Origin of the sequence: Actinoplanes sp. NPDC049265, assembly GCF_043197135.1 — a bacterium.
Lineage (GTDB): Bacteria > Actinomycetota > Actinomycetes > Mycobacteriales > Micromonosporaceae > Actinoplanes.
This window is the reverse complement of the sequence record NZ_JBICSP010000034.1, coordinates 25542-48564: the sequence shown is the minus strand read 5'-3', so window position 1 is coordinate 48564 and position 23023 is coordinate 25542. Positions and strand designations below refer to the sequence as shown.

The following is a 23023-nucleotide window of genomic DNA, read 5'->3' as shown; positions in this document are numbered from 1 at the left end:
CTCCCTGTCAGTACGCCCCGGAGGACCGGACCACGGCCGTCATCGTCCGCAACAGGATCACCAGGTCCAAACTGAGCGACCAGTTCTCCACATAGCGAAGGTCCAGTCTGACCGCCTCCTCCCACGGGAGGTCCGATCGGCCGGAAACCTGCCAGAGACCGGTCATGCCGGGTTTGACGGCCAGCCGGCGGCGGACGTCGTCGGCGTAGGCGGCCACCTCCGACGGCAGCGGCGGTCGTGGCCCGACCAGCGACATCTGGCCGGTCAGCACGTTGAGCAGCTGCGGAAGCTCGTCCAGGGAGAACCGGCGCAGCCATCGACCGACCGGTGTGACGCGCGGGTCGTCGCGCATTTTGAAGAGCACACCGTCGTGCTCGTTGAGGTGTCTCAGCTCGGCCAGCCGCGCCTCGGCATCGACATACATACTGCGGAACTTGAAGATGCGGAACTCGCGGCCGTCGCGGCCGACGCGAACCTGCCGAAAGAGTACCGGCCCGCGGCTCGTGACCCGGACCGACAGTGCGACGCCGAGCAGGACCGGGCCGAACGCGATCAGCAGGGCCAGGGCGCCCAGCCGGTCCACGCACTCCTTGATCACCCGGATGCCGCCGTGCAGCCGCGGGTGCTCGACGTGCAGCATCGGCAGCCCGTCGAACGGCCGGATGGTGGTCCGGGCGCCGGCCACGTCGATCAGCGCGCTGGCCACGACCAGGTCGACCTCGTCGCGCTCGAGCCGCCAGGCCAGCCGGCGTAGCACCATGCCGTCCAGCTCCGGGCAGCTCAGCACGACCACGGTGTCGGCGTCGGCGGCGTCCACCGCGGTCGCCACGTCGTCGAAGGTCCCGTACACCGGCAGGTCCACCACACCGTCGTGCTGTGGTGGCAGACAACAACCGACGACCTCGAGACCGTGATACCGCTCACGTCGCAGCTGACGTGTGATGCCGATGACGCTGAGCTCGTGCCCGACCACGATCACCCGGCGCAGCCTCTCGCCGCGGGACCGGGCGCGATGCAGCCGCTTGCGCAGAGCGAACCGAAGAACACCAGCCGTGAGGATCGCGGTCGGGATGGCGGCCAGGACATAACTACGAGCAAGATCCAGATCGAGCGCGTACGAAAGGACGGCCGCCCCCGCGATCAGTCCGACCCCACCCCGGAACACCCGCTGGTACTCATCCGTGCCGACGAAGAGGAACCGCCGCTCGTAGGCCCGGCTCACCGCCAGCACGACCAGCAGCACCACCGGCAACAGTGCGGAGAACAGCAGGTACCAGCGGTTGTACTGGGTCACCACGTCGCCGAAGCGCAGCCCGAAGGTGGCCGCACCGGCCGCCACCCCGGCGAACAGGTCACAGAGGACCAGGGCCCGGACGTAACTGCGTTCCCACCGCTGCCGCCGCGACATGGCGGCGTGCCGGCCGCGCACCCGGACGAACGGCCGGGACGGCGGGCGCACCGCCATCGACCGGCTCGGCTCCGGCGCCCAGTGCCGCTCGACGGCCCGGTTGCGTGCTCGTCCGGCCTGCTCACGGCCACCCGCACCGGCCAGCGGCGGATTATTGAGACCCTTGTCCTCGACGTCATGCGAGCCGGCCGGGGGCGGGCTGGTCGGGATCGACGGTGCCGGGATCTTGGCGCGGCTGCGCGGCGACGGCCGGTGCGGTCGCGGGCCGTGGTTGGCCGGCGGATGATTCGCCGGACCGTAGTTCTCCGGCAGCGGCGTCGGGTCCGGGTCGTCCAGGTCCCAGCGCGAGTAGACCGTCCCACGCGGTTCGCCGTCCCGGCGCTGAACACCGACCACCGGAAGCGTCACGGTCGGATCAGTCAGGGAGCGGTCCCCCAGGTCGCCTCCCACCCCGAACCTCCCCGAGTAGCCGGACGGACCGCACCGTGCGGTGCTCTCACGTGACCAACGCGCGGAACCCAATCGGCGTCACGGCATGGATAGACCGACAAAAAGGTCTAAACGATCTATCCATTTCGGCCATATCGGGCTAAGAACCGTGGTATTTGTTCTGCGCCCACTCGACACCCTCGAGCATGATCGCCTCGGCCACGTCGGCCGCCCGATCGACGAGAAACTCCAGCTCCTTGCGCTCGGCCGAGGGGAAGTCGGAGAGCACGTAGTCGGCCGGATCCTGCCGGCCGGGCGGGCGCCCGATGCCGAAGCGAACCCGCGCGTACTCCTTGGTGGACAGCGATTTGGACATCGAGCGCAGGCCGTTGTGACCACCCTCACCACCACCGCGCTTCGCCCGCACCTGTCCGTACGGAAGATCAAGCTCATCGTGTACGGCCAGCACGTTCGCCACCGGCACCTTGAAGAACTGGGCCAGCTGGGCCACCGGGCCACCGGACAGGTTCATGTAGGTCAGCGGCTTGACCAGGATCAGCTTCGGCCCACCGAACCCGAGATGCCCCTCGGCGACGTCGGCGTGCGACCGTTTCGACCGGCCGAACTTCGCGCCCACCCGGGAAGCGAGCAGGTCGGCCACCATGAAGCCGACGTTGTGGCGGTTGCCCGCGTACTCCTTGCCCGGGTTGCCCAGACCGACCACCAGCCAGGGCTCGCTCATCGCCTCTCCTCAGCTCCGCAACAACAGATCAGGGGAAGCGCCCCTCGGCGCTTCCCCTGATGTGTTCGAAATCGATGGGTCAGGAAGCGGCTTCCTCGGAAGCGCCCTCGCCCTCGGCACCCTCGGCCGACTCGCCCTCGGCCGCCTCGCCGGTGTCGCCCTCCATCTGCTCGGCGGTCTGCGCCTGGCTGATGAGCGCGAGCACGAAGTCGGGCTCGACGGCCAGCTCGGTGCCCTGCGGCAGCTGCACGTCACCGGCGGTGACCTGCGAGCCCGCCTCCAGGCCCTCGATCGAGACCTCGAAGCCGGTCGGCAGATGCATGGCCTCGGCGACCACGGCCAGGGTGGTCGACTCGCTGACCACCAAGGTGTTGCGAGCGGCCTCGCCGGTCAGCGTCACCGGGACGTCGACCTGGACCTTCTCGCCGCGCTTGACGATGATCAGGTCCACGTGCTCGTACGTGTCCTTGATCGGGTCACGCTGGATCGCCTTCGGCAGGGCGAGCGTGGTGCCCGTACCGCCGGAGATGTCGATGGTGAATACCTGGTTGAGACCGCCGTGCCGGATGGCAGCCGCGAACTCGCGGGCCGGCAGGGCGATGTGCTGGGGCTTCTCGCCGTGTCCGTAGAGCACGGCGGGCACCTTGCCGGCCCGGCGCGTGCGGCGGGCACCACCCTTGCCGAACTCGGTGCGGGGCTCGGCGGTGATCTTTACCTCGGACACGGGGAAACTCCTGCGCTTTCTTAACTGACTGGCGGCGTCAAATCGGCGGGCTGCGGGCGTCGGCGGTGCCGAGGCGAGAGGGGCGCGCTGGGCACAGGCCCGGAGCACCGCGTCGATAACGGCGCCTCCACCAGGACTGCGACACTCAGCAGTCCACGGGGCACCCTCGCCGTGGCAACCGCACCAGCTTACCTGCCCATGCCGCAGATTGAGGAATCGGTCCCACCAAGAGCGAATTGAGCCCCCGCCCGATGCAAGTTGCGGTGTTGGATGGCGTCGCTTCGCTCCGCGGCGCTCGGCCCCTGAAGCCGATCGCGGGACGGGGTCTCGTGGTGGCCCCCGTGCTAGCTCAAGCCGCCGAAGAGGGTGGTGACCGACCCATCGTCGAAGACCTCGCGGATCGCCCGGGCCAGCAGCGGCGCGATCGACAGGACAGTGATCTTGTCCAGGCTCTTCTCGGGCGGGAGCGGCAGTGTGTTGGTCACCACGAGCTCGCTGATCCGGCTGTTCTTGAGCCGCTCGGTGGCCGGGTCGGAGAGCAGCGCGTGCGTGGCCGCCACGACGACGTCGGCCGCGCCGGTGTCGAAGAGGATGTCGGCCGCCTTGGCGATCGTGCCGCCGGTGTCGATCATGTCGTCGACGACCAGGCAGACCCGGCCCTCGACCTCGCCGACGACCCGGTTGGCGACCACCTGGTTGGGCTTGAGCGGGTCACGCGTCTTGTGGATGAAGGCCAACGGACACCCGCCCAGCCGGTCGGTCCAGCGCTCGGCCACCCGGACCCGGCCGGAGTCGGGCGCGACCACCGTCATCGGCCGGCCCTCGAACTTCTTTTGCACGTGCTCGGCCAGGATGTCCATGGCGAACAGGTGGTCGACCGGCCCGTCGAAGAAACCCTGGATCTGGGCGGTGTGCAGGTCGACGGTGAGGATCCGGTTGGCCCCGGCCGTCTTGAGCAGGTCGGCGACCAGGCGGGCGGAGATCGGCTCGCGACCGCGGTGCTTCTTGTCCTGGCGGGAATACGGATAGAACGGCAGGACGACGGTGATCCGCTTGGCCGACCCGCGTTTCAACGCGTCGACCATGATCAGCGTCTCCATGACCCAGGTGTTGATCCCCTCGGTCATGGACTGCACGACGAACGCGTCCGAGCCGCGGACCGAGTCCTTGAAGCGGACGAAGATCTCGCCGTTCGCGAACTCGTACGAGTCCGAACGAGTGGGCTCGATGCCGAGCACCTGGCCGATCTCCTCGGCGAGCTCCGGAAAGCCGCGACCGGAGAAAAGCATCAAACTCTTGCGGTTCTCCGCGACGATGCTGCCCATCGGTGGCACTCCCGTGGGTCGAGGGGATGTTCAACTGCAGTATCCCCCGCGACCGCCGGAAGGCCACCCGCTCAGGTAAGCGGGGTGGGACTGCTCACTTCTCCTTGTCAGCCTCGGCCGGCTCGGAGGCCGCGCGCCGGGCCGCGTCGGCGGAGACCGTGCCGGGCCGCTTACGCTCCGTCCACCCCTCGATGTTGCGCTGCTGCGCCCGGGTCACGCCGAGGCTGCCGGCCGGCACGTTGCTGACCGCGCTGCCGGCGGCGACGTACGCCCCCGGTCCGATCTCGGCCGGCGCGATCAGCACGGTGTCGCTGCCCACGAAGGCGGCCTCGCCGACCGTGGTGTGGTGCTTGTTGACCCCGTCGTAGTTGGCGAAGATCGTGCCCGCCCCGATGTTGGCCTTGGCCCCGATGGTGGCGTCGCCCACGTACGTGAGGTGCGGCACCTTGGCCCCGTCGCCGAGTTCCGCGTTCTTGGTCTCGACGAACCCGCCGACCTTGGCCTTGCGTCCCAGCTTGGTGCCGGGCCGCAGGTAGGAGAAGGGTCCGACGGTCGCTTCGGGCCCGATCTCGGCACCGATCGAGTGGGTACGCAGCACGGCCGCCCCCTCACCCACGGTGGTGTCGGCCAGCGTGGTGTCCGGACCGATGACCGCACCGGCGGCCACCGTGGTCGTCCCGATGAGCCGGCAGTTCGGCTCGATCTCGGCGTCCCGCTCCAGCGTCACGGTCACGTCGATCCAGGTGGTGGCCGGGTCGAGCATGGTCACGCCGGACCGCATCCAGCCGGTGTTGACCCGGTCGCGCAGCCGCGCCCCGAGCCCGGCCAGCTCGGCCCGGTCGTTGCAGCCCAGGGTCTCCTCGGCGTCCGGTGCGACGAACACCCCGACCTGGTGCCCGACCGAGGTCAGCAGCCCGAAGACGTCGGTGAGGTATTCCTCGCCCTGGTCGTTCTCGGTGGAGAGCTTGCTCAGCGCCTCGCGCAGCCGGGCCGCGTCGAAGGCGTAGATGCCGGCGTTCACCTCGCGCAGGGCGCGCACCTCGGGCTCGGCGTCGCGCTCCTCGACGATGCGTTCCAGGCGGCCGCCGGCGTCGCGGACGACCCGGCCCAGCCCGGTCGGGTCGTCGACCTCGGCGGCCAGCACGGTGCCCGCCGACCCGGCTTCCTCGTGGGCGGTGACCAGGGCTTCGACCGTCTCCGGCCGGAGCAGCGGGACGTCGCCGTTGAGCACGACGACGGTGCCGGCGGCGTCGGGGGCGGCCTCGAGGGCGATGCGTACGGCGTGCCCGGTGCCGTTCTGCTGTGCCTGCAGCACCGGCGTGGCTTCGGGAGCGACCTCGTCGAGGTGGGCGCGGACCTGGTCGGCCTTGTGTCCGACGACCACGATCGTGTGCCCGGCGCGGGCCGCGGCCGCCGCCTGCAGCACGTGCCCGAGCAGGGTGCGGCCGAGCAACGGGTGCAGCACCTTGGGCGTGGCGGACTTCATCCGCTTGCCCTCACCGGCGGCGAGAACGATGACGGTTCGCTGAGTCTGGCTCACGCGAGAAACTCCAGAGGTCGTTGAGATGTGCGGTTGAGTGCTCCCGGAAGAGGATTCGAACCCCTATAAACGGCACCAAAAGCCGCGGTCCTACCATTAGACGATCCGGGACCAACATCGGGCACCGCCTCTGGAGCGAAGCCCGCGGGGCACATATTAGCGGTCGCTCGCCGCCGGATTTCTCCCCTCACCCTCAGCACACATGCGCGCCCGCCGAACGGGTAGTCGGAGTGTGGTCAAGCTACGGTTGCGTAGGTTACGGTGACGTAGCCGTAGGTTGTTGATCTCCCCCACCCGAAGATTTGAGGTGCCTATGACTTCCGCCGTCGCCGAGTCCGCCCCGAAGGCCGGTCCGAAACCGCTGACCGAGGGCCCGCAGTCCCGCGGCATCCTGGTCGCGCTCTACCTGTTCGTGATCATCCCCTTCCTGGCGGTTCTGGTGGCGGTCCCGATCGCGTGGGGCGGCTGGCTGCACTGGACCGACGTGGCGATCGGCGCGGTCTTCTACGTGATCTCCGGCCTGGGCATCACGGTCGGCTTCCACCGGTACTTCACCCACGGCTCGTTCCGGGCCAAGCCGTGGCTGCGGGTGGCCCTCGCGGTGTCCGGCTCGCTGGCCATCGAGGGCGAGATCATCCAGTGGGTGGCCGACCACCGGCGGCACCACGCGTTCAGCGACCAGGAGGGTGACCCGCACTCGCCGTGGCGGTTCGGCACCGGCTTCTGGGCCTTGACCAAGGGCCTCTGGTACGCGCACATGGGCTGGCTGTTCAAGCGGGAGCTGACCAACCGCGCCCGCTTCGCCCCCGACCTGATGGCCGACAAGGCGATCGCACGGGTCGACAACCTCTTCCCGCTGATCGTGGTCGTCTCCACCCTCGGACCGGCGCTGGCCGGCGGCCTGATCACCTGGTCGTGGCAAGGTGCGGTGACCGCGTTCTTCTGGGCCGGCCTGGTCCGCATCGGCCTGCTGCACCACATCACCTGGTCGATCAACTCGGTGTGCCACGTCTACGGCGAGCGCCCGTTCGAGGTGCGCAACGGCGACAAGGCGGCGAACTTCTGGCCGCTGGCCATCGTGTCCTTCGGTGAGAGCTGGCACAACCTGCACCACGCCGACCCGACCTGCGCCCGGCACGGCGTCCTGCGTGGTCAGATCGACATCTCGGCCCGCGTCATCTGGTTGCTGGAGAAGGCCGGCGCGGCGTACGACGTCCGGTGGCCGCGCCCCGAGCGCCTGGCCGCGAAGATGGCGAAGGCCACCAATTGACGGTGTCCTGGCAGGATGGCCCGGTGACCGAGTTGAACGACAGTCCCGCTCCGGCGGCACGGGGACGACGTGCCCGGGCCGCGGCGAGCGGGGCCCCGGCGCCGTCGCGCGTACGCATGTCGGCTGCGCAGCGCAGGGAGCAGTTGATCTCCATCGGACGGCAGTTGTTCGCCGAACGCGGCTTCGACGCCACCAGCGTCGAGGAGGTCGCGGCCCGGGCCAAGGTCTCCAAGCCGGTGGTCTACGAGCACTTCGGCGGCAAAGAGGGCCTTTACGCGGTGGTGGTGGACCGGGAGGTGCGGTCCCTGCTCGACCGGATCGCCACCGCGCTCACCGCCGGCCATCCCCGCGAGCTGCTCGAACAGGCCGCGCTGGCGTTACTGGACTACATCGACGAGGAGCCGCACGGCTTCCGGGTGTTGGTCCGTGAGTCGCCCGTGCTGTCCCCCGCGGGCAACTTCTCCAGCGTGATGAACGACGTGGCCCACCAGGTCGAGCACATCCTGGGCGCCGAGTTCAAGCAGCGCAACCTCGACCCGAAGTTCGCCGAGCTCTACTCGCAGGCGCTGGTCGGTATGGTGGCGCTGGTGGGCCAGTGGTGGCAGCAGGCGCGCAAGCCGAAGAAGGAGATGGTGGCCGCGCACCTGGTCAACCTGGCCTGGAACGGCCTGTCCCACCTGGAGGCCAAGCCGTCCCTGCTGACCCGCCGGGCCAAGTAGCGCTAGGCCGTCTCGAGCTTGCCGTAGAGGCCGGCGGTCAGCACGGCCAGACCAGCCAGGATCAGCACGACCACGTTGATCATCGAGGCGTGCAGCACGTTGGCGTCGGTCTGCATGACCGCCAGCAGGATCGCCGCGATGCCGAGCAGGCCCCAGCCGGCCACCATGCTCAGGTGGTGGTGCAGGTTGCCACCGATCACGGCCCCGCCCAGGACGACGACGCCGAGCAGCACCAGCAGCCACGCCCCGGCCGGGTTGACCCGCAGGCCGAGCGACCAGGCGCCGCCGGCACGGTCGAAGAACGGATCGCCGGCGGTCTGGCTGATGCCGATCACGCCGGCCGCGAGAAGGTAGAGGCCGGCGATGGCGGCGACGAAGCGGTAGGTCTGACGCAGGCGATGGTTGAGGGGGAAATGCGCCATCAGGCCGTGCGACCCTCCCTCACCTGTCGCGGTGCGCCGGCGTCGGCCGACCGCACCGTCTTCGTGTACAGCCCGGACAGGATCAGCATAAGGCCGACGAGATAGACCACGATCACCGTACCGATGGTGAAGTCGAGGAAGTTGGCGTCGGTGCGGCTGGTGGCCAGCTCGTAGCTGCCGACCGCGAGCAACGCCCAGCCGAGCACCCGGTTGACCTCGGTGTCGACGTTGCGGCCGAGCGCGGTGGCGGCCAGCACCACGGCGCCGATCAGCAGCGCCACGATCGAGGCGAAAAGATTGCCGCCCAGGCCGAGGATGGTCTCGTCGGGGTGCCCGAAGAGGCCGCCACCGCTCACCGTGATGAGCCCGACGACGCCGTAGAGGACCAGGAAGAGGCCGGCCACCGCGGCGAGGGCGCGGTAGAGCGGCCGCAGCGGGTGGTTGACCGGATAGTGCGCCATGTGTCCGTCTCCAAGTCGGGCCGGTGGTCTCGCCGACGATTCTCGCTCATCGTGATCCGGCGCCGCAGGAGCACCCCCGGATCACCCCTCGGGCACCCGCTCGGCGAGTTCCAGCCACGCTTCCTCGGTCTCGGCCCGCTCGGCCTGCACGGCCTTGAGCTGGCCGTCGAGCTCGATCACGCGCTCGTAGTCGTGCCCGTGCTCGGCCAGACCCTCGTTGATCTTGGCGATCCGGTCCTCCAGCTTGGCGAGCTGGCGTTCCAGCCGGGACAGGTCCTTCTTGGCCGCGCGGGCCTCGGCGGCCGACATTCCGCTCGGCTGGGCGGCGGCCGGCTTGCTGTCGAAAGCGGCGAGTGAGGCGTCCGGCGACTGGACCCGGGCCAGGAACTCGTCCACCCCGCCGGGCAGGTGCACCAGGCGGCCGTCGCCGAAGACCCCGTACGCCGTCTCGGTCACCCGCTCGACCAGGTAACGGTCGTGACTGGCCACGATCATCGTGCCCGGCCAGGTGTCCAGCAGGTCCTCCAGCGCGGCCAGGGTGTCGGTGTCCAGGTCGTTGGTCGGCTCGTCGAGCAGCAGCACGTTGGGCTCAGCGGCCAGCAGGCGCAGCATCTGCAACCGCCGCCGCTCACCACCGGACAGGTCGCCGACCGGCGTCCACAGCCGCTTGTCGGTGAAGCCGAACACCTCGGCCAGCTGGGACGCGGACAGTTCGCGGTCACCCAGTTGCACCCGCCGCGCGACCTCCTCCACCGCCTCCAGCAACCGCAACTGGCCCGGCAGCTCCCGCAGCTCCTGCGACAGGAACGCGGGCCGCACGGTCGAGCCGCGCACGATCCGCCCGCCGTCCGGCTCGGTGACCCCGGCCAGCAGGCGCAGCAGCGTGGTCTTGCCCGCACCGTTGGCACCCAGCAGCGCGATCCGGTCGCCCGGGCCGACCTGCCAGGTCAGATCCTCGAGGATGGTCTTGGGACCGGCCTTGAGCGTGACCCGCTCCAGGTCGTAGACCTGTTTGCCGAGCCGGGAGGTGGCCAGCCGCTGCAGGCTGACCGAGTCGCGCACCGGCGGCACGTCGGCGATCAGGGCGTTCGCCGCGTCGATCCGGAACTGCGGCTTCGACGTGCGGGCCGGCGGCCCCCGGCGCAGCCAGGCGATCTCCTTACGGAGCAGATTTTGCCGGCGGGCCTCGACCACCGCGGCCACCCGCTGGCGTTCCGCGCGGGCGAGGATCCAGGCCGCATAACCGCCCGCGTACGTGTGCACCGCCTCGTCCGCCACCTCCCAGGTGGCGGTGCAGACGGCGTCCAGGAACCACCGGTCGTGGGTGACCACGACCAGCGCCCCGCGCCGGGTCAGCAGATGCCGGGCCAGCCAGTCGACGCCGGCCACGTCCAGGTGGTTGGTCGGCTCGTCCAGGATCAGCAGCTCGGCGTCCCGGACCAGCAGAGCGGCCAGCGCCACCCGGCGTCGCTCGCCGCCGGACATCGGGCCGACCGGGGAGTCGAGCCCCAGGTGGGCCATGCCCAGACCGGTCAGGATCGTCCGCACTCCGGCGTCGCCGGCCCACTCGTGCTCGGCGCCCATGCCCTCGGGCAGCCAGGCCGACCCGAGCACGACGTCGCGCACGGTCAGCCCCGGCGCCAGGTCGAGGTTCTGCGGCAGGGTGGCTACGGTCAGGTCCCGGCGATGGGTGACCCGACCCGAGTCGGGTTCCTCGGACTTGGCCAGCAGGCGCAGAAGGGTCGACTTGCCGGCGCCGTTGAGGCCGACGATGCCGACCCGGGCGTCGTCGTCCAGCCCGAGCGAGACGTCGGTGAGCAGTTGACCGGCGGCGCCATAACCCTTGCCGACCCGGTCGAGATTCACAATGTTGTTGGCCACGATAGGACCTAGGTTATCCGGGCTCCCGGCATCGGCCCACGCGCGGTGCGCGCCTCCCGGCACACGCCGGACGAGGTCAGCGCGGCGGCCAGGCGCTCGGCGTGAGCCGCGTCGGAGGCGAGGAACACGCAGGTCGGGCCGGAACCCGAGACGATGCCGGTGATCGCGCCCGCGTCCGCGCCGGCCGCCAGCACTCCGGCCAGGGCCGGGCGCAACGAGACGGCCGCGGCCTGCAGGTCGTTGCCGAGCACGTCGGCCAGCACCTTGGGGTCGCGCTGACGCAGGGCCGCCATCAGCGTGTCCGGTGTGTCCAGCGGGACCGGCGCCTGGCCCCGGTCGCGCAGCCGGTCGAGCTCGCGGTAGACCTCCGGGGTGCTCAGCCCGCCGTCGGCGATCGCCACCACCCAGTGCCAGGTGGTCGGCCGGGCCAGGATCGGGCTGACCACCTCGCCGTGTCCGGTGCCCAGGGCGGTGCCGCCCTGCAGCAGGAACGGGATGTCCGAGCCCAGCGTGGCGCCGATCTCGGCCAGTTCGTCGCGGGGCAGGCCGGTCCCCCACAGCGCGTCGCAGGCCAGCAGGGTGGCCGCCGCGTCGGCGCTGCCACCGGCCAGGCCACCGGCCAGCGGAATGGACTTGCGCAGGTGCAGGCGGGCGTACGCGGGCACCCGGGCGTGCGCGGCCAGCGCCCGGGCGGCCCGGATCACCAGGTTGGTCTCGTCCAGGGCGAGCTCACCCTGGCCCTCGCCCTCCATGGTCAGCGCGAGCGTGTCACCCGGGCTGGCCCGCAGCTCGTCGAAGAGGCTGATCGCGTGATAAACGGTGGTCAGCTCGTGGAAGCCGTCCGGACGCAACGGACCCACACTGAGATGAAGGTTGATCTTGGCGGGGACGCGGATGCGCACCGGTCCGGACCGCCGTCCGTCCTCCGGACCCCATGCCTCGGTCACGCGGCGCGGCTCACGGGCAGCGCGCCGCTCGGGCACCGGGTCACTGGTCGACCTCCTCGGGCTCTTGGCCGGACGCGCTGAGCTTACCGCCGCACTCTGAAGAATCGGCGGCGGCCGCGATCGCGGCGAACTCGCGCACGTACAGCGACTCCCCCCTGGCCTGCGGGTTGACGCCGGCGGCGAGCAGCACCGCCTCGGCCCGGACCGGTCCGCCGGCCCATCCGGCGAGGGCGGCGCGCAGGGTCTTGCGGCGCTGCGCGAAGGCCGCGTCGATCACCGCGAAGACCTTCGTCCGCTCCGCGGTCACCGGTGGGTCACGCCGGGTGAAGGCGACCAGCCCCGAGTCCACGTTGGGCACGGGCCAGAACACCGCCGGGGGTACCCGGCCCGCGGCGCGCGCCTCGGCATACCAGGCGAGTTTGACCGACGGGATGCCGTACACCTTCGATCCGGGTCCCGCGACCAGCCGATCGGCGACCTCCTTCTGCACCATGACCAGCCCCCCGCGCAGCGTCGGGAGCTCGGCCAGCAGGTGCAGGACGACCGGGACGGCCACGTTGTAGGGCAGGTTGGCGACCAGCATGGTGGGCGCCGGGTCGAACTCGGCCGCGGTCACCCGCAGCGCGTCCCGCGGATGCACGCTCAGCCGGTCGGACCGCACGGTCTCGGGCAGGGCGGCGGCCAGCGCCGGGTCGATCTCCACCGCGTGTACGTGCGCCGCCCCGCCGACCAGCCCCAGCGTGAGCGACCCCAGCCCCGGCCCGACCTCGACCACCACGTCGTCGTCCCGCAGCCCCGCCGCGGCCACGATCCGGCGCACCGTGTTCGGATCGTGCACGAAGTTCTGGCCGAGCTTCTTGGTCGGCGCCACCCCCAACCGGGCGGCGAGCTCCCGGATCTCCACCGGCCCGAGCAGTGCGTCAGCCATGGGGGCAGAGCTTACGGGTGCGCTGATACAACGGAACGCATGAGTGACCTGTCCACCGGCCGACCCCGCCGCCGTGACTGAGCTGCTGAAGCTGCACGGCATCGTCGAGGCACCCCCCGACGCGGTCGCCGCCGTCCTGCTCGACGTGCGCCCCGGCGGCCGTTCCCCGCTGGCCACAACCGGCCGGACGGCCCCGGCCGAAAGCCCCCAGGCGCCACCCGCCGAGAGCAACGAGGCGCGCTCCGCCGAGCGCCACAAGGCGCCACCGGCCGGGAGCGACAAGGCACCGCCGGCGGCGACCGGCCAGGCGGGGCCGGCCGAGAGCGACGAGTTCACCGTGACCAGGGACGGCAGCGTCCTCACCGTGACCGTCGACCGGGCCCGGCGCTCGGTCACCCTGCAGGGCGAGTGGTGGTACCGCGGAGTGACCAGCGTGGAGCCCGACCCTCGCGGTTCTCGCATCGTCCACCGCGTCTTCGATGTGGCGACCGGCCGGCACTGGGCGGTCCGCTTCGTGTCCCGCGGCCCGCTCAACGCCGCACCGCGCGCCTTCGCCGATCAGCTCGCCGCCCTCGGTCGCGAGCTGGGCGTCAACGCCTGGGTGGAGGAGGACTGACAAGCGGCAGGCCTCGCGGTCGAGCCCTGGAGACCGGCTTCTGAGGCGCGTTTCACACCCCCGGCCGAGAGCGAGGCGTGGTCCGGAGCGCGCCTCAGTTCACCCAGGGCCCGAAGACGCGCTCGCCGTTGGCCGAGACCGCGGCGCAGAGCTCGTCCAGGTCGCGGCCGGTGTATTCGGCCAGCGCGCGCATGGTGTGCGGGATGAGGAAGGACGCGTTCGGCCGGCCGCGGTGGGGCTTGGGGGTCAGGTACGGCGCGTCGGTCTCGACCAGCATCTGTTCCGGCGGGGTGATCCGGGCGGCGTCGCGAAGGTTGCCCGCACTACCGAAAGTGACCGTTCCGGCGAAGCTGAGGAAGTATCCCCGCCTGACACATTCGGCCGCGAACGCCTCGTCACCGGAGAAACAGTGCAGCACTACGGTTTCCGGAGCGCCTTCCTGGTCGAGGACCGCCAGGACTTCGGCATGGGCGTCGCGATCGTGGATGATTAACGCTCTGTGATGACGCTTGGCGATCGCGATGTGCGCCCGGAAGCTTTCCTCCTGGGCCGGGCGACCGGCCGCGCCCGTACGGAAAGTGTCCAGCCCGGTCTCGCCGATCCCTCGGACCCGCGGCCGCGCGGCGAGCGCCTCGATCTCGCGCAGGGCCTCGTCAAGGTCGGCCAGCAGGGGCGCGTCGTTGGGGTGGATGGCGACCGCGGCCAGCACCCGGTCGTCGCGGGCGGCGAGGTCAGCGCTCCATGTCGAGGAGGCTACATCGACACCGACTTGGACAACCCGGTCCACTCCGGCCCGGACGGCGGCGTCGATCAGCTCGGTGACCCCGGGACCGGACGTCTCCTGGACGGTGATGTCCAGGTGGGTGTGGCTGTCGAAGACCGGCACTGCCAGCGGTTCCGGCGGCGGCGGGAACTCGCCCGCCCGGCGCGTGGCCCGCTCCTCGCGCGTACTCATCGAGGTCAACTCTGCCATACGCTCGATAGGGTGAGTGATCCTGCATACACCCAGGTCCGGGTAACCCATCGTTCACCTTGAATCAATCCCGCGCGATTACTTTCCGCTCGTGACCGTGACCGGTGAGGACAGCTCGGTCGGCCTCGAGCCACTGGAGCCACCTCTGATGGCTCCGCTGCACCGCGACCTGGGCTGGGCACAGGTCCAGCGGATGAGCCAGTCGGCCGCGCACCGCGATGATCCGATGCTGCGCCGCATCCGCGAGTCGGCCGCCGTCCGGCGCGGCACCCGGATGACCAAGATCCTGTCCGCCGCGCAGGTCGCCGGGCATTTGGGCGGCTGGTTGCCGTACGGCTTCTGCTATCGCTCGTGCGACATCGAGCACCTGCGGCGGCCCGAGGATCTGGGCCTGTTGCGCACCGACGGCGCGATCGACACCGAGGTGGCGTACGCGCTGCGCTGGCGCGCGGTCGACCCGATCGACTACGAGATCCCCGGCGGCCCGGGCCAGCCCGGGCTCGCCTCACTCCCGGCCCACCAGCGGATCGGCGCCCTGGTCCTGGGCACCGGCTTCACGCCCAGCACCGACGACCTGATCCCGGAGTACGTCACCGCGGGCTTCGCCGACCTGCCCATCCCGGCGAACGCGCAGCTGCTCGGCTACTCGTCCACCGGCGAGGAGGTCGTGCTCTTCACCTATCAGCCGGAGCAGCACGGCTGGCTGCGTCTGGCCGGCCCGAAGTGGCGCCGGATGCTCGAGGGTCTGCCCGGCATCACGCCCGACCGCGAGTACATCCCCTGCACCGACGCGCCCACCGCCCAGCTGGTCGGCCGGATCAACCAGCACGAATATCAGGCTGTAGCCGACCCGCCCGAGGAGTTCCGGGTACGCGCCCTCACGCGCGCCGCCCGCTACCCGGTGCAGACCCTGAGCCGCCGCGCCGAGCAGGCCCTCTGGCGCGGCACGGCGTGCTGGGTGCTGCAGCGCGACGAGCGCTGGGCCCGGCTGCGGCTGCTCCATCCGGACGCGGAGAGCCTGTCCACGACTGGGGCCCGGTGCTACGAGCGGGGTGTCTACGAGGCGTGGGCGCCGCTCGGCGAGCTGGCCGACCACCACATCATGGATCTGCCCTACGAGTTGCCGGTCGGGCAAAAAGAGTAAAAAGCGAGGATTGCTACTTTCCGGTGGTATCCCTAAGGCATGGATGCTCCCCGCCCCAGCAACGAGACCGATCGACTGGCCGCCCTTTACGCCCTCGGCGTGCTCGACACCGAGGCGGAGAAGGACTTCGATGACATCGTCGCGCTGGCTTCGAATGTCTGCGGCGTACCCATGTCATTGGTGTCTTTGATCGACACCGATCGGCAGTGGTTCAAGGCCCGGATCGGCACCGACCTCACCGAGACGTCGCGTGACATCTCCTTCTGCTCCCACGCCATCCTCGGTCGCGATCTGCTGGTGGTGCCCGACGCCCGCCAGGACGCGCGGTTCGCCGACAATCCACAGGTGACACAGCCCGAGGGCGTCCGCTTCTACGCCGGCGCGCCACTGATCACCACCGACGGCTTCGGGCTGGGCACGCTCTGCGTGGTCGACTCCGAGCCGCGACGCCTGGACATGGAACAGCTACAGGCGCTGCGCGCGCTCGCCCGGCAGGTGACCGCCCAGCTGGAACTGCGGCGCTACGCGGTGACGCTGGCCAACACCACCGCCCGGCTGCAGGAGCTGGAACGCCGCAAGGACGAGCTGGCCGCCCTGGTCGGCGGCGAGCTCAAGGCCTCGCTGCGGCTGATGGACGTGTACCTCGAAGGCCTGGGCCGCACCGGCTACCACGACGCCGAGCTGGCCGACCTGGTCGGCCACGCCGCCGCGGCCCACGTACGCGGGCTCCGTGACCTGCTCGACCACCTGCTGCGGCTGGCCGACGCCGGGGCCGGCCACGACAGCCTGCACATGCGGCAGATCGACCTGACCCGCCTGACCCAGCGCGCGGTGGAGGCGGTCCGGCCGATCGCCGCGACCAAACAGATCTGGATCCTCAACCAGGCCGGCGGCCCGGCGCTGCCGATCGTCGCCGACCCGGTCCGCTTGGAGCAGGTGCTGATGCAGCTGCTGTTCGCGGCGGTCAAGTACACGCCGTCGGGTGGCCGGGTGCGGGTCGGCACCGAGATCGAGTCGGGACCGGCCGTCCGGCTGGACGACATGGACCTGCCTGACGGCATGCGGCCCGACCTGTTCCCGCACCTCTACTACGGTGCGATCGCGAACCCGGCGACCGTGCCGGGACCGGACCGCGGGCTGGCCGTGGCGAAACGGATCCTGGACGCGCACCACGCGACGGTCGCGCTGTCCGACCGGCCCGGCGACGGTACGTCACTGCACGTGGTGTTCCCGTTCGCCGAGCAAGAGACCGACCGCGACCTGATCGCCGTCTGAGACTGTCGTTCGGATCGACGGACCGACAGACCGGCCCCGCACCGCCCGGCTGCAGTTCGGGCGGTGCGGGGCCGTTTCTCACCCGGTGCGCACCGGGCCGGAGCCGCCACCCGGGGGCGAGCCGGCGGACGGCATGTCATCGGTGGAAAACGCCTGAGTGGGTACGTGCGGCCGGGCCGGCGCCCGCCCCGCCGCCGGATGCGGATCGAGCCGGATCTCGTGCAGCGTCGGCGGCCACGAGTCCACCTGCGGCGCCGCCCGCGGCTCGACCGGTGGACCGGCCGGAGCGCCGGAGCGGACCAGTCCCGCCCGGCGCAGTTTGTGCCAGCCGAGCCGCCCACCGGTCAGCGCGGTCGTGGCCGACTGGATCAGGACCAGATACATCAGCTGGCGGTACGCGAACTGCTGCAGCGGCAGCCGCCAGAGCGGTCCCATCGACTCCCGGTCGAACCGGAACGCGACGGCCGCGGTGACCAGCTGCAGGAGCAGCATGCCGCTCCACGCCACCACCGTCTCCTCGAGCTCCCAGAACACCAGGCCGTACACCAGCATGATGTCGACGACCGGCGCGAGCAGCGGCAACGCGACCCCGAAGAGGGCCAGGAACGGCAGGCCGCGCCGGCCGAAGGCGCCGGAGGTACCGCGTTCGGTGAGCGCCTTGCGGTGCTTCCACATCGCCTGCATGGTCCCGTAGCTCCACCGGTACCGCTGACGGTAGAGCTGTTCCAGCGTGGCCGGCGCCTCGGTCCAGGCCCGCGCCCCCTCCTCGTAGACCACCCGCCACCCGGCCCGGCACAGGGCCATCGTGACGTCGGTGTCCTCGGCCAGCGTCTCGTCGCTGAAGCCGCCCGCCTCGTCCAGGGCCCGCCGCCGGAACGCTCCGATCGCGCCCGGCACCGTGGGCATGCAGTTGAGCACCTCGTAGAGCCGCCGGTCGAGGTTGAAGCCGATCACGTACTCGATGTGCTGCCAGAGGGCGACCAGGCTGCGCCGGTTGCCGATCTTGACGTTGCCGGCGACGGCGCCGACGTTGCGTTTGCCGAACGGCTGCACCAGCCGGCGGACCGAGTCCGGTTCGAAGATGGTGTCACCGTCGACGGTGACGATCAGGTCGTGCTTGGCCAGGGCGACGCCGGTGTTCAGCGCGTTGGACTTGCCGCCGTTGGGCACCCGGATGACCCGTACGTTGGGCAGCCGCAGCCGTTCGACCAGGGCGGCCGTGCCGTCGGTGGAGCCGTCGTCGACGACCACCACCTCGATCTCGGGATAGTCGCCGCCGGCCAGGGAGCGGACCGCGGCTTCGATGCCGGCCTTCTCGTTGTAGGCGGGCACGATCACCGACACCGGCTCGGTCACCTCGGGGCCCCAGCGGAAGCCGGGCCTGCGCCGGTGCCGGGCGTGTCGCCCGGCCAGCAGCAGGAGCAGGCCGGTACGCCCGATGGTCAGCAACCCGACGACGAGGAAGAGTCCGGCGATCACGTACACCAGCCCGTCGGCCAGGTCGACGGTCCACATCAGGGCCTGTCCCCGCCAGCGGTCGGTCGCCGGCGCGGGCTCGTTGTAGGCCAGTGGCGGCGGCGCGTTGTCGGCCTGCTTCAGCCCGACGTTGAGCCCTTCGGTGACGGTGGTGAACCGATATCCGCGGGCCTTCATGGCCGGGATGAACGCGCGCAGCGCCTCGATGGTCTGCGCCCGGTCGCCGCCGGCGTCGTGGAACAGCACGACCGCCGATTGGTCGCCCTCCGGGGTGGCGTTGAACAGGATCCGGGGTACGCCCGGCCGCTGCCAGTCCTGGCTGTCCCGGTCGTTGACCACGACCAGGTAGCCCTTGGCCCCGGTCTCCTTGAACAGCGCCCAGTTCGTCTCGTCGATGGCCTGCGGCTTGGACGAGTACGGGAACCGCACCAGGTTGGTGTGCACCCCGGCGGCCCGGGCGATCGCCACCTGGGTCTGTGACAGTTCGAGGTCGCGGCGCCAGGGCGCGAGCAGCTGCATGTTGGGGTGGGTGAACGTGTGCAGGCCGAGTTCGTTCCCACCGGCCACGATCCGCCGGGCGACGTCCGGGTGGCGGGTCACCTCGGAGCCGACGACGAAGAACGTGCCGTGGGCGCCGTTGTCCTCGAGCACCTTCAGGACCTGCGGCGTCCACTTCGGGTCGGGGCCGTCGTCGAAGGTCAGCGCGATCGTCCGGGGCGGCAGGCGGTTGGAGCTGACCTGCCCTCCGGTGGTGTTGATGACCGGGCCACCGTGCTTGATGGCACGGGGTACGCCGGCCTGGTCCCCGACCTCGGTCTCGACGTGGTCGGCGGTGAACTCGCTGTTGATGTATGCCTGCACGACGAGCACGCCGATGAACAGCGCGACCAGCAGCGTGCCGAGCATGATCCGTGGCCGGGGCAGCAGCCGCCGGCGGGCCCGGGTCCGGCCGCGTCCGTGCCGGGTCACTCCGCGACCTCTTCCTGGTCCTCCCGGTCCGGCTCGGACGGGGCGGGCGGCGTCGACGGCACGTGCGAGACGGCCGGCTTCTGGGTGTGGACCGGCGGCCTGAAGGTACCGGCCCCGGATCCGTCGACCTCGCCGCCGCCACCCTGACCGCCGGTCGCCGGCGGCTTGGGTGGGACCGGCGGCGGCGGGGTGGTCGTCGGGTCCGGGACCGGGGTCGTGGTGGCCGGCCCCGGCGAGATCGGGGTCGTCTTGGTCGGCGCCGGGCTGACCGTGCCGGACTCGGTGGGCCGCTTGGTGGTGGCCGGCGTCGGGGTGACGCGGACCGGCGCCTTCCCCGACTCGCTCGGCCTACGACTGGCTCGCGACGCCTCCGCACGTCGCGGGCCCCCGTTGGCCGGGGTGTACGGGCGGCGAAGCGACTCGGTGATCAGCCGCGGGGGCTGCGACGCGGGTGGCGTCGTCAACGCCGGCACAGGCGGAATTGGCGCGGCGTCGGCCGGCCGGTCGTCGTCCCGGCCCAGGTCGGGCAGGGGCAGCACCGCGCTCGAGCTGACCGGGCCACCGGCCAGGCTGACGCTGACCAGGCCGCCGTAGGCCATGCACAGCGCGCCGAAGCCGTAGGCAACGCGACGGAGCAGCTTGCGCCGGCGACCGGACTCGTCGACGAACACCGGCGCCGCCGAGGGCACCGAGAGCACCTCGGTGTCGGGGATGTTTTCAAGCTCCTGCGAAGTCACCCGGCGAGCTTAGGAACATCTTTGGAGATCTTGATCGGCGTCACTCCCGCGGGGTACGCCGCCTTTTCACGGAATCTCATCCGAATCGGTGATGGTCAGCATTTGACCTGATGGCGGGCCATCTGATCGACCTCGTTGGAGATCCGCCTGAGCTGGACGGAATATGCTCAGAGAAATAGGTTACGCAATTGTGGGAACAATTTCGGTGTCAGTTTCCCGACTCCATTCCCGAATGCGCCTCGCAAATATCCGCTCTGCTATTAATCACTTTAGTAAACTTATGTCCGAAATGCCGGTATCGGACCGGGCGTGCCGCGAAGTCCGTGCGACCGCAACCAAAATTGGCCCGATTTCCTGATGATTGAGCATGGACAGCCGTTGTGGACAGAGGCGCCCATGGCTAAGCTTCGTGGTGCGCGCTCCTATCGCCCGCTTCCCCCGTGGCAGGCGATCGGAGCGCGCTTTACGTTGCCCCCACTCTCCGGCTGAGCCGAAGAGTTGCAGGGCGAGCTACGGTTCGGTCATGGGTCGCGAGCGCCTCGTTCAGATCCAGCGGGAACCCAGCCACATGCGGGCCTGCCAGGATTCGTACGGGATCGTCTCGCCGACGAAGATCGGGTAGAAGTACGCGAAGCAGAGGGCGACGATGGCCACGAACGCGCCCGCGATCACCGTGCCGACGATCTGCCGGTCGGATTTCCGCTCGCCCGCCTCGATGCCGCCCGGTGGCGTCATTATCGCGCCCAGCGTGTAGGTGACCGCCAGGATCAGGAACGGCAGGGCCGGCAGGGCGTAGAAGGAGAACATCGTGCGGCTGTCGGCGACCGCGTAGTAGAACCACGGCAGCAGGCCACCGGACAGACCGGCGCCGATGGCCCAGGCCCGCCAGTCCCGCCGGGCGATGCCGAACCAGATCAGCGCGCCGATCGCGGGCAGGAACGACCACCACAGGATGGGCGTGCCGAGCAGCAGGATCTCGGTCGCGCAGTTGCTGGCGCCGCAGGTGCCGTTGCCGTTCCAGTGGAAGGCCACCGGCCGGCCCAGCAGCAGCCACTGCCACGGCCAGGACTGGTACGGGTGCTTGTCGGTCAGGCCGCTGTGGAACGTGTACGCCTGCTGGTGGTAGTGCGCGAGGTTGAGCAGCGCGCCCAGGATCGGCGGCTCGCTCATGCCGTTCTGCGCGCGGTAGTGGCGGAAGTAGCCGGTGTTGGTGACGAACCAGCCGATCCAGGTGGACAGGTAGAAGATCACGGTCAGGGTGAAGCTGGCCACCAGCCACCCGATGTCGCCGAACAGCCGTACGGTGATCGGGTGCCGGATCCCGGCCGAGCGCCGCGCCCCGATCCGCCAGGCCACCACCAGGGCCGCGAAGAACGGCGCGAAGAACAACGCGCTCCACTTCACGCCGCAGGCCAGCCCGAACAGCACCCCGGCGGCGAACAGCCACCAGGGCACGAAGTGCGGCAGCCGGGACGTTTCCGGGTCGAAGCCGTTCTCCAGCGCGCGCAGCCATCGCCGCCGGTACGCGTCCCGGTCGATGACCAGCGCCGCGAACGTGGCCAGGATGAACAGCCCGAGGAAGATGTCGAGCAGCGACGTCCGTGACAGCACCAGCTGGAAGCCGTCCAGCGTGATCAGCAGACCGGCCACCCCGGCCAGCACGATCGAGCGGAACAGCCGGTAGGTGACCCGGATCAGGATCAGCACCATCAGCGTGCCGGCGATCGCGGCCGGCACCCGCCAGCCCAGCGGCGTGTTGCCGAACACCAGCTCGCCCAGCCCGATCAACCATTTGCCGAGCGGCGGATGCACCACGTACGCCGGACCGTTGGTCTTCTCGTCCCACTCCACGCCGTGGTGCAGCATGTCCCAGGCGTCGGTCGGGTAGTACACCTCGTCGAAGACGAGCACCTTGGGCTTGCTCAGGCCGACCAGCCGCAGGATCGCCGCGAGCCCGGTGATCACGAGCGTGACCAGCCAGGAGTACGGGTTGAGCCAGTTTTCCAGGCTCGACAGCCGGCGACGCACGACGTCGGGCACCCGTCTCTTCCCGAAGGGTGCCATGTCGGACTCGACGGGCACGGGCGCGATGTCGGTCGCCACACTCACCCCGCGATGGTAGGCCGAGCGTGGGGGCCCGTGCTCGTCCAGCCCGCGTGGCGCGGTGTGATGGACTTCCTGTCGTGGAAGAAGCCAACGGACGGGTGGTGCTCGTCGGGGCGCCGCTGGGCAACCCCGGAGACGCCTCGCAGCGCCTGCGCGACACGCTGACCTCGGCGGATGTCGTCGCGGCGGAGGACACCCGGCGGCTCACCCGGCTGGCCCGTGATCTCGGCGTCACGGTCGGTGGCCGGATCGTGTCGTATTTCGAGGGCAATGAGGAGCGGCGTACGCCCGAACTGGTTGACGCCCTTCGCGCCGGACAGACCGTCGCGGTCGTGACCGACGGCGGCATGCCCAGCGTCTCCGACCCGGGTTACCGACTGGTACGGGCCGCCCTGGACGCCGGATTCCCGGTCACCGCCGCGCCCGGGCCGAGTGCCGTGACGACCGCGCTGGCGCTGTCCGGCCTGCCCAGTGACCGGTTCGTCTTCGAGGGGTTCCTGCCCCGCTCGGGCTCGGCCCGCCGGTCCCGGCTGCGGGAGCTGGCGGCCGAGCCGCGCACGCTGATCCTGTTCGAGGCGCCGCATCGGGTCGGTGACGCCTTGGCCGACCTGGTGGCCACGTTCGGCCCGGGGCGGCCCGCGGCGGTCTGCCGGGAGCTGACCAAGACCTATGAGGAGGTACGCCGGGGAAGGCTGGCCGAACTGGCCGACTGGGCCGCCGCGTCGCCGCCCCGCGGGGAGATCACGCTGGTGCTCGGTGGTGCCCCGGTGACCGCCGCGGCCCGCCCGGCCGATGAGGATCTCCGGGCCGCGGTGGCCGAACGGGAGGCGGCCGGCGACTCGCGGCGCGACGCGATCTCCGCGGTGGCGACCGAGTTCGGCCTCCGCCGCCGCGAGGTCTACGCCTTGGTCCACCAGGCCCAGTAGACAGT

General features: G+C 70.6%; 20 protein-coding genes and 1 tRNA gene. 6 read left to right on the top strand and 15 right to left on the bottom strand.

The window, feature by feature from the left end; translation table 11 throughout:
- Positions 1 to 7: 7 nt before the first annotated feature.
- From ACGFIO_RS42385 to ACGFIO_RS42360, 6 genes are all read right to left on the bottom strand, one after another.
- Complete coding sequence (locus ACGFIO_RS42385) at positions 8 to 1465, bottom strand: sugar transferase (protein WP_392836498.1); 1458 nt, start codon at positions 1463 to 1465, stop codon at positions 8 to 10.
- 532 nt (positions 1466 to 1997) lie between these two features.
- Positions 1998 to 2579 carry an aminoacyl-tRNA hydrolase gene (gene pth / locus ACGFIO_RS42380; protein WP_392836447.1) on the bottom strand — a complete coding sequence of 194 codons (582 nt, stop codon included), beginning with the start codon at positions 2577 to 2579 and terminating at the stop codon, positions 1998 to 2000.
- A gap of 79 nt (positions 2580 to 2658) precedes the next feature.
- Positions 2659 to 3303 (bottom strand): 50S ribosomal protein L25/general stress protein Ctc, encoded by a 645-nt coding sequence (locus tag ACGFIO_RS42375; protein WP_392836445.1) that lies wholly within the window; start codon positions 3301 to 3303, stop codon positions 2659 to 2661.
- A 344-nt stretch (positions 3304 to 3647) separates the two neighbouring features.
- On the bottom strand, positions 3648 to 4628 hold the full coding sequence (locus ACGFIO_RS42370) for a ribose-phosphate diphosphokinase (RefSeq protein WP_392836443.1): 981 nt from the start codon (positions 4626 to 4628) through the stop codon (positions 3648 to 3650).
- Positions 4629 to 4722: 94 nt separating this feature from the next.
- The gene (glmU, locus tag ACGFIO_RS42365; protein ID WP_392836442.1) at positions 4723 to 6168 is read right to left on the bottom strand and encodes a bifunctional UDP-N-acetylglucosamine diphosphorylase/glucosamine-1-phosphate N-acetyltransferase GlmU; all 1446 of its coding nucleotides are present in this window, start codon (positions 6166 to 6168) and stop codon (positions 4723 to 4725) included.
- Positions 6169 to 6208: 40 nt separating this feature from the next.
- Positions 6209 to 6279, bottom strand: a tRNA-Gln gene (locus tag ACGFIO_RS42360).
- Between the two features lie 202 nt (positions 6280 to 6481).
- Between ACGFIO_RS42360 and ACGFIO_RS42355 the strand changes: the two genes are divergently transcribed.
- Both ACGFIO_RS42355 and ACGFIO_RS42350 read left to right on the top strand, forming a co-directional pair.
- Positions 6482 to 7438, top strand: a complete 957-nt coding sequence (locus ACGFIO_RS42355; protein ID WP_392836440.1) for an acyl-CoA desaturase — start codon at positions 6482 to 6484, stop codon at positions 7436 to 7438.
- A 116-nt stretch (positions 7439 to 7554) separates the two neighbouring features.
- Complete coding sequence (locus ACGFIO_RS42350) at positions 7555 to 8157, top strand: TetR/AcrR family transcriptional regulator (RefSeq protein WP_392836496.1); 603 nt, start codon at positions 7555 to 7557, stop codon at positions 8155 to 8157.
- A 2-nt stretch (positions 8158 to 8159) separates the two neighbouring features.
- Here ACGFIO_RS42350 and ACGFIO_RS42345 read toward each other — a convergent pair whose 3' ends face one another.
- The 5 genes from ACGFIO_RS42345 to rsmA form a co-directional block, all read right to left on the bottom strand.
- Positions 8160 to 8579 carry a DUF4383 domain-containing protein gene (locus ACGFIO_RS42345; RefSeq protein WP_392836439.1) on the bottom strand — a complete coding sequence of 140 codons (420 nt, stop codon included), beginning with the start codon at positions 8577 to 8579 and terminating at the stop codon, positions 8160 to 8162.
- A complete protein-coding gene (locus ACGFIO_RS42340; protein ID WP_392836438.1) occupies positions 8579 to 9040 on the bottom strand; it encodes a DUF4383 domain-containing protein in 462 nt (153 codons plus the stop codon). The genes ACGFIO_RS42345 and ACGFIO_RS42340 overlap by 1 nt, the downstream gene beginning before the upstream one ends.
- Before the next feature lie 81 nt (positions 9041 to 9121).
- Positions 9122 to 10921, bottom strand: a complete 1800-nt coding sequence (locus ACGFIO_RS42335; protein ID WP_392836436.1) for an ABC-F family ATP-binding cassette domain-containing protein — start codon at positions 10919 to 10921, stop codon at positions 9122 to 9124.
- A gap of 8 nt (positions 10922 to 10929) precedes the next feature.
- Positions 10930 to 11868, bottom strand: coding sequence for a 4-(cytidine 5'-diphospho)-2-C-methyl-D-erythritol kinase (locus tag ACGFIO_RS42330; protein WP_392836434.1), 939 nt, complete (start codon positions 11866 to 11868; stop codon positions 10930 to 10932).
- 40 nt (positions 11869 to 11908) lie between these two features.
- A complete protein-coding gene (gene rsmA / locus ACGFIO_RS42325) occupies positions 11909 to 12796 on the bottom strand; it encodes a 16S rRNA (adenine(1518)-N(6)/adenine(1519)-N(6))-dimethyltransferase RsmA (RefSeq protein WP_392836433.1) in 888 nt (295 codons plus the stop codon).
- Positions 12797 to 12869: 73 nt separating this feature from the next.
- Here rsmA and ACGFIO_RS42320 point away from each other — a divergent pair, with 73 nt between their 5' ends.
- Positions 12870 to 13412, top strand: a complete 543-nt coding sequence (locus ACGFIO_RS42320) for a hypothetical protein (protein WP_392836431.1) — start codon at positions 12870 to 12872, stop codon at positions 13410 to 13412.
- Positions 13413 to 13506: 94 nt separating this feature from the next.
- Here the strand turns inward: ACGFIO_RS42320 and ACGFIO_RS42315 are convergent, their stop codons facing one another.
- Positions 13507 to 14367 carry a TatD family hydrolase gene (locus ACGFIO_RS42315; protein ID WP_392836429.1) on the bottom strand — a complete coding sequence of 287 codons (861 nt, stop codon included), beginning with the start codon at positions 14365 to 14367 and terminating at the stop codon, positions 13507 to 13509.
- 109 nt (positions 14368 to 14476) lie between these two features.
- Here ACGFIO_RS42315 and ACGFIO_RS42310 point away from each other — a divergent pair, with 109 nt between their 5' ends.
- Together ACGFIO_RS42310 and ACGFIO_RS42305 are read left to right on the top strand one after the other, a co-directional pair.
- Positions 14477 to 15529, top strand: a complete 1053-nt coding sequence (locus ACGFIO_RS42310) for a hypothetical protein (protein WP_392836427.1) — start codon at positions 14477 to 14479, stop codon at positions 15527 to 15529.
- A gap of 39 nt (positions 15530 to 15568) precedes the next feature.
- On the top strand, positions 15569 to 16804 hold the full coding sequence (locus ACGFIO_RS42305; RefSeq protein ID WP_392836426.1) for a GAF domain-containing protein: 1236 nt from the start codon (positions 15569 to 15571) through the stop codon (positions 16802 to 16804).
- 78 nt (positions 16805 to 16882) lie between these two features.
- Here the strand turns inward: ACGFIO_RS42305 and ACGFIO_RS42300 are convergent, their stop codons facing one another.
- From ACGFIO_RS42300 to ACGFIO_RS42290, 3 genes are all read right to left on the bottom strand, one after another.
- Positions 16883 to 19186: a bifunctional polysaccharide deacetylase/glycosyltransferase family 2 protein gene (locus ACGFIO_RS42300; RefSeq protein ID WP_392836494.1), complete on the bottom strand. Its 2304-nt coding sequence runs from the start codon at positions 19184 to 19186 to the stop codon at positions 16883 to 16885.
- A gap of 59 nt (positions 19187 to 19245) precedes the next feature.
- Entirely contained in the window at positions 19246 to 19986 is a 741-nt protein-coding gene (locus ACGFIO_RS42295) for a hypothetical protein (protein ID WP_392836425.1), read from the bottom strand.
- 543 nt (positions 19987 to 20529) lie between these two features.
- Positions 20530 to 22050 (bottom strand): dolichyl-phosphate-mannose--protein mannosyltransferase, encoded by a 1521-nt coding sequence (locus tag ACGFIO_RS42290; protein ID WP_392836491.1) that lies wholly within the window; start codon positions 22048 to 22050, stop codon positions 20530 to 20532.
- Positions 22051 to 22169: 119 nt separating this feature from the next.
- Between ACGFIO_RS42290 and rsmI the strand changes: the two genes are divergently transcribed.
- Positions 22170 to 23018, top strand: coding sequence for a 16S rRNA (cytidine(1402)-2'-O)-methyltransferase (rsmI, locus tag ACGFIO_RS42285; RefSeq protein ID WP_392836422.1), 849 nt, complete (start codon positions 22170 to 22172; stop codon positions 23016 to 23018).
- Positions 23019 to 23023: the final 5 nt, after the last annotated feature.